A 7,095-nucleotide genomic window follows, 5' to 3' on the forward strand; every position below is an offset into this window, starting at 1 on the left:
AGAAGTGTATATGTTTTCCTATGAAACATACAGAGATGTTATTAAAAGAATACCCTATTTTATAGAAGAAGTTTATAATAAAAAGAGATTACATTCTTCACTTGGCTATATGCCTCCTGAAGAATTTGAAAGTAAAATTAAATATAGTAAAATGAAAAAAAGTGAAGTCCGTCAGTTAGTTTAACTTAGATAACATTGTGTCCAACTTTTGGGGTTCACACCACTTTAGGGTTACATTATTAAGCAAGGCTGAAGCTTTGCCCTACATTTGTATTGCATAGAATGCATATAATAAAATATGTAAAAATATTTTTTATGTGAAAACAGTAGTTAAAGTAATAGCTAACGTCAAAACTATATAAGGAGGTATTTCAATGAAAAGCATAAAGGCTGAAATAGGAGTTTTTGGAGGGTCAGGATTTTACTCATTCTTGGAAGATGTTGAGGAAATTTCAGTAAAGACTCCTTATGGTAATCCAAGTGATGTAATAACTATAGGCAACATAGCAGGTAGAAGAGTTGCTTTTTTACCAAGACATGGTAGAAATCATCAATACCCACCACACATGATAAATTACAGAGCAAATGTATATGCTATGAAAGAGTTAGGTGTTACAAGAATATTTGGACCAAATGCAGCCGGAAGTTTAAAGGTAAATGTTAAACCAGGTGAATTTGTAATATGTGATCAATATATAGATGGAACTTCTGGAAGAAATACTACATTTTATGATGGACCAAAAACTACCCATGTTAGTGGGGCAGATCCCTACTGTCCTGAAATGAGAAAAATAGTTATAGAAACCGCAAAAGAGTTAGAAATACCAATTCATGAAAAAGGAACAGTTGTTGTGATTCAAGGTCCAAGATTCAGTACTAGAGCTGAGAGTAAGTGGTTCTCTTCATTAGGTTGGGAAGTTATTAATATGACTCAGTTTCCAGAATGTCATCTTGCAAGAGAGCTTGAGATCTGTTATGTTAACATTTCACTAATAACAGATTATGATGTAGGTTTAGAGGGTCATCCTGATTTAAAACCAGTAAGTCACGAAGAGGTAATTAAAGTTTTTACTGAAAATAATGAAAAACTAAAAAAGCTAATTTTCACAACTATTCAAAAGATTGCTGAGAAAAGAGATTGCATTTGTGCTAAAGCATTAGAAGGAGCAAGTTTTTAATGTTAGAGCGTAATATAAAACTTTTTAAAATTTTTGGAATAGAAGTAGGTTTAAATTGGAGTTGGTTTCTAATTTTCATATTGGTAATATTTTCACTTTCAACTCAAGTCTTCCCTGGCTGGTATCCACAATTCTCACTAATAACAAATCTAATTTTAGGTTTTATAACAGCAATATTCTTCTTTGCCTCAATACTAACTCATGAACTTTCTCATTCAGTTGTAGCAAATTTAAGTGGTATATCTATAAGAAAGATAAATTTGTTTATATTTGGTGGTGTAGCACAGATGAGTAAACCGCCACAAACAGCAGTTCAGGAATTCTTAATGGCAATTGCTGGTCCACTTGCAAGTTTCGTACTTTCAATTTTTTTTGGAATATTTTGGTTTGGATTACAATTAACTAATTTTAAATTTCTTCCAGTAATTGCTTTCTTTGGATATCTATCTCTAATTAACCTAAGTTTAGGTATTTTCAACCTTCTTCCAGGTTTTCCTTTAGACGGGGGAAGGATACTAAGGTCAATATTATGGTATCTTACAGAAGATCTTTTGTCATCCACAAGGATTGCCTCGATTTTAGGACAGATAATAGGATATAGCATGGCTGCATTTGGTTTTATGTCAATATTTATCTACCAGCTTCAATCTTTTGGTGGTTTATGGTTTGTTGTTTTAGGATTGTTCCTGCAAAATTTAGCCAAAACAAGCTATAAACAAGAGATTATTAGGTCTTCTTTAGAGACAGTTTTTGTGCGAGATGTTATGAGAAGGGATGTCCAAACAATAAACCCAGACATAACAATAAATGATCTGGTTAAAAACTGGTTCATGATCTATGGTCATAAGATATTTCCAGTTCTCGAAAATGGAGAAATAATTGGAACTGTTTCTACCGAAGACGTTAAAATAATACCTAAAGATAGATGGCTAACAACTACAGTTAGAGAAGTGTTAAAAACTATAAAAGAAAGTCAACTTATAAACTTAGAATCAAAGGTAATGGATGCTCTACACAAAATGAATGGTAATCAACTGGATTATCTTTTAATTGTAGAACAAAATAGATTGTTAGGTATTATTCATATAGATGATATTATGCGATATGTGAAGTTAAAGAGGGATTTTAAAATATGATAAAAACAAAGTTGATTTTCGATCCTATATCTGGTGGTGGGATAGGTAAGGAATACATAAATGATGTTGTTGAAAAATTGAAAAATAATAAGGTTGATCTCGATTTATATTATACAAAAAAAGTTGGAGATGCCAGAGAAGTTGCTAAAGAAATTAAAGAAAATGAGTTCGATGTTGTAGCAGTAATGGGAGGGGATGGTACAATAAATGAGGTTATAAATGGTCTTTTACCCACAAATATCCCTATAGCTATAATTCCATCCGGTATTGCTAATGTTTTTGCAAATGAAGTTGGGATCTCAAGAAATCTCTTAAAAGCGTGTGAAGCTATTTATAAAGGGAGCTTGTATGAAGTTGACCTTGGTAAAATAAATGATAGTTATTTTCTCTCATTAGCTAGTATAGGTTTTGATTCTCATGTACTTAAAGATACACCATCTTCGCTAAAAAGAAAGTATGGAAAATTAGCTTACATATATACAGGAATAAAAACTATTTTTTCTTATGAGCCCCATCCAATATATGTGACTGTTAAAGAAAATGCTAAAAAGAAAAAATGTTATTTTATGGTAATTGGGAATGTTAGTATTTATGGTGAGCCTTATGTAAAGATGACACCTAAGGCTTCAATAAATGATGGGCTTTTAGATGTTTGTCTTTTTAAAAAGGAAAATCCGATAAACTATTTTCGCTACTTTTTAGGAGCTCTGTTAAGGCTTCATACTCAATTTCCAGATGTTGAATATTTTCAGACAGAGAAACTATATGTTGAAAGTGAAAAACCGCTTATGGTAGAGGCTGATGGGGATGTGTGGGGAGAACTTCCCACTACATTTTCAATCTTAAAACAAGGTTTAAGAGTTTTATTGCAAAAATAAAAATAATTATTTTTTGTCATTCTAAACGAAGCGAAGCGGAGTGAAGAATCTCATTAAAAAACATATATTATAATAGAATTTTAAGAAATAATTTTTAGAAAGGTGTGAATTAAAAAATGATTGAAATTACTAAAAAGCAACTATCAAAAATGATTGATCATACCAATCTAAAACCAGATGCAACTCAACAAGATATAATTAATCTTTGTAAAGAAGCGAAGAAATATGGATTTTGTGCAGTTTGTATAAGTCCTATATATGTTTCTTTGGCACATGAGTTGTTGAAAGATACGGATGTCAAAGTGGATTCAGTTGTAGGTTTTCCCTTGGGATATACATTTACAAAGGTAAAAGCTTTTGAGACTAAAGAATTAATAGATAGTAGTGCAGACGAGATAGATATGGTTATGAATCTCGTTGCTTTAAAACAGAAAAATTATTCTTTGGTCTTAAATGATATTAAGGCTGTAGTTAAAGCAGCTAAGGGAAAAACTGTTAAAGTGATATTAGAAACTTGTTATTTAACTGATAAGCAGATAATAAAAGCTTGCAAATTAAGTAAAGAAGCTGGAGCACACTTTGTAAAAACATCTACAGGATTTGGTCCATCAGGGGCAAAAGTTGAACATGTAAAACTGATGAGGGAAACAGTGGGAGAGAAAATGGGTGTTAAAGCAGCTGGGGGAATTAGAACTTTTGATGATGCTATCAAAATGATAGAAGCTGGAGCAAATCGAATAGGAACAAGCAGTGGAGTAGCAATCATTGAGAGATTTAAAGAATAATTTTGGAATTAGTCAAGATATTAATAATATATGAATATTATTTATGTCATTAGAATTTAAAGGATTTAGAAAGTGATTTTAAAAAGGAAAGATCCAATAGCAATATTTGATTCAGGAGTAGGTGGACTTTCAGTTTTAATTGAGGTTAAAAAAATTCTACCCTATGAGAAAATAATATATCTTGCTGACAAGAAAAGACATCCCTTTGGTACTCGCCCTAAAGATGAGATAGAAAAGATTGCTTATGAGATAATCAATTTTTTAATCTCAAAAGATGTAAAAATGATTGTTATTGCTTGTAATACTGCCTCTACGATTAAATTAGATGATTTAAGAGCAAAATATAATGTTCCAATTATTGGGATGATAGATATAGAAGTAATTTCTAAATATATTAAGAAATTTAGAGGAACTACATTAAGTCTTATTGGGACCAATGCAACTGTTAGAAGCAAGGCATATGATGATGTCATTAAAAAATTAAATTCCGAAATTAAAATATATTCCAAGGACTGTTCAAAATTAGTACCAATTATAGAATCTGGCGAAATTGAAGAAGATGATTTCAAAGATGAATTTAAAAATTGTCTATCTCCACTATTAAATAATGAAATCACAGATTTAATAATTGGTTGTACTCATTTCTCTTTCATAATCAAAAAAATAAAAGATTTCTTTGGAAAAAATGTAAAGGTATTCGATCCATCCAAGTATGTAGCGCAGTATGTTTTTACAGAATTATCACAGAAAAAGTTATTAAATGATTCTAAAGATATATTTGAACCTGATTATTTAGTAACTGCTAAGAAAGAAGAGTTTATCAATACAGGTCAAAAAATGACATCATTAATTTTAAACGATGCAAAGCTAATAACCGTTTAACTTTGCTTCTATAATATGACCCCTATTAATAAAATTTAAAAAAGATTTATATAAATATTTTAATCACAGTGTAAGATATTATGAAAACTTTAATTGTAAATTGTTATAGAAAAACACCAGATAAGAGCATAGAAAATTATTGTAAACTGATAGGTAATTTTAGTTTATATGATGTTGTTTATGACAAGGATATAAAAGAAGATTTTAAAATAGATAATTATAATGCAATTGTTATTTCAGGATCAGAGAATTGTATTTCGAAAAAACAATATTCTCCAGATTTTTTAGAATTTTTAAAACAGATAAGTATTCCAGTACTTGGAATTTGTTATGGTCATCAAATAATAGCAAAAGCATTAGGTGTTGAAGTAAAACGTGGAACAAAAATGATAAAAATGCCTTGTCCTGAAAATCCAACTGATCATGGAGAAAAAGTTCATATTATAGACAAGGATGAAATATTTATTGGTTTAGATAACAAAATAGATGTTTTTGAAAGCCATCAAGAATATGTTAACCCTGAATATTTAGATAAATTTAGGATAAAATTATTAGCCAGTTCTAAATCATGTCCAGTTGAAGCCTTCAAACATTTAAAAAGACCTCTATATGGAGTTCAATTTCACATAGAACGCTCAGGGGAAACAGGTAAGAAAATAATGAGAAATTTTTATGAACTTGTAGTTCAAAAATTTTAATTAATTTATTGGGTTTTGTAAGCTAATTTACCTTTTGGTGATTCATGTATAAGTAGAAAAATTAATATGGCTGCTATAAATGCCCCAATCAAATTAGCAAGTATTGGTATTTTAAATCCAAAATTATCAAACAGTATTCCACCTATGAAAGGTGCTGGAAATCCAAACAATCCTCTAAAAAATGACAATTTTCCCATAGATTCAGCTCTTTTAGTTTTTTCCACGCTATTGGCAATGATAGTTTTCATAGCAGGAACCCATGTTGATGCAACCATTCCCCACATAAATGCAAAGATTAAAAAATGCTCATATTTAGTTGATATTAAGAATCCAAACATAGTAATGACACCAATCAATTCTGAAAGGATGAGAAATATTTTACAGCCAAATTTTTCAATTAATCTTCCAACTGGTATTTGTGTGATCGCCCAACTAATTGAGATCATGCAAGTTAATATACCGATCTGTGATACTGAAAAATTAAAAGTTTTCCTTAACATTCCAAATAAAATAGAAGATCCAAGCCCCCAGACAAATATATCCACTATTGTAGCAATGTAGAAATTTCTTAAAATTTTAGGAATTTTAAAACTATCTTTTAAAAGAATTAAAAACTGAGAAAAATCAGGTCTTTCTTTATTTTTTATAAATAATGTTTCCTTTAGATAAAGAATAATAAGAATTAGACACAGTATTTCAATGAATATTCCTAAAGAGAATACAGGCAAATAACCAAATAAATCTGCAATTTTTCCACCTAAATATGGAGAAAAAATACCAGGAACTATACCAGCGAACATGAATATTGAATAGCTAATTGCTATTTTTTCTTCTGACACTGATTCAGCGATAATAGAATCGAAAGATGGCCATGAAATTGTAGATGCACCAAAAAATAACATTGCAGGTATAAGCAATATATCTAATTTAATATTTCCAGCTATAAGAAATAAGGTCAGGGCAGAAATAACAAATAAACTGGCTATTACTACGAATCTCTTTCTCCCTTTTCTATCAGAAAGCCAACCTCCTATGAGTTGGCTTACAGGATTCATAATCCCATTGAATCCACCAATTCCTTCAAGTAAGCCCACAAAAGTCATGGATGGATTTAAACTCAGGAAGAAGGGCTGTCTTATAGCCAATAACATATTAAAGTATATTCCTCCCAAGAAATGATATGATGATAAAACATTTATATTGCTTTTAAGATTTTGATTTTTATTATTGTTTTTAATTTTATTTAGATCGTTCTTCATTTTTATTGGTTTTTAAATAATTGGTATTTTTAGTCAAAGGTGTTCAGTAAATATTAAAATAAATAAAAAAAATTATACCAAATAGTTTCAAATTAAAGTTTATATATTTAACTTCCTGTTTTTTATTATTTCTCAACTTTATAAAATTACTTTCTTTTACACCTATTTCTTTATCTGGTGGCAGAGAGTTAATAAATTTTATACTTTACATTCTAAAATGATCCCATCCATAAGTATTTAGGGGCATTATTCTTCCATCAGTTTTAACAATTTTTATAC

The 7,095-nt window shown here is 29.8% G+C and carries 8 protein-coding genes; 7 read left to right on the plus strand and 1 reads right to left on the minus strand.

Annotated features, from left to right (window positions below; genetic code table 11):
- From KKC53_02130 to KKC53_02160, 7 genes are all read left to right on the plus strand, one after another.
- On the plus strand, positions 1-184 hold a 184-nt coding region (locus tag KKC53_02130; GenBank protein MBU2597970.1), incomplete at its 5' end, for a hypothetical protein.
- A gap of 190 nt (positions 185-374) precedes the next feature.
- Positions 375-1,178 (plus strand): S-methyl-5'-thioadenosine phosphorylase, encoded by an 804-nt coding sequence (locus KKC53_02135; protein ID MBU2597971.1) that lies wholly within the window; start codon positions 375-377, stop codon positions 1,176-1,178.
- Positions 1,178-2,314: a site-2 protease family protein gene (locus KKC53_02140; GenBank protein ID MBU2597972.1), complete on the plus strand. Its 1,137-nt coding sequence runs from the start codon at positions 1,178-1,180 to the stop codon at positions 2,312-2,314. The genes KKC53_02135 and KKC53_02140 overlap by 1 nt, the downstream gene beginning before the upstream one ends.
- Entirely contained in the window at positions 2,311-3,192 is an 882-nt protein-coding gene (locus tag KKC53_02145) for a diacylglycerol kinase family lipid kinase (GenBank protein MBU2597973.1), read from the plus strand. Before KKC53_02140 ends, KKC53_02145 begins: the two co-directional genes overlap by 4 nt.
- A 116-nt stretch (positions 3,193-3,308) precedes the next feature.
- A complete protein-coding gene (deoC, locus tag KKC53_02150) occupies positions 3,309-3,977 on the plus strand; it encodes a deoxyribose-phosphate aldolase (GenBank protein ID MBU2597974.1) in 669 nt (222 codons plus the stop codon).
- A 72-nt stretch (positions 3,978-4,049) separates the two neighbouring features.
- On the plus strand, positions 4,050-4,859 hold the full coding sequence (gene murI, locus KKC53_02155) for a glutamate racemase (GenBank protein ID MBU2597975.1): 810 nt from the start codon (positions 4,050-4,052) through the stop codon (positions 4,857-4,859).
- Between the two features lie 80 nt (positions 4,860-4,939).
- Entirely contained in the window at positions 4,940-5,557 is a 618-nt protein-coding gene (locus KKC53_02160) for a gamma-glutamyl-gamma-aminobutyrate hydrolase family protein (GenBank protein ID MBU2597976.1), read from the plus strand.
- 5 nt (positions 5,558-5,562) lie between these two features.
- Here KKC53_02160 and KKC53_02165 read toward each other — a convergent pair whose 3' ends face one another.
- Entirely contained in the window at positions 5,563-6,708 is a 1,146-nt protein-coding gene (locus KKC53_02165) for an MFS transporter (GenBank protein MBU2597977.1), read from the minus strand.
- Positions 6,709-7,095: the final 387 nt, after the last annotated feature.

Source organism: Actinomycetota bacterium, from assembly GCA_018830725.1.
Classification (GTDB): Bacteria; Actinomycetota; Humimicrobiia; order JAHJRV01; family JAHJRV01; genus JAHJRV01.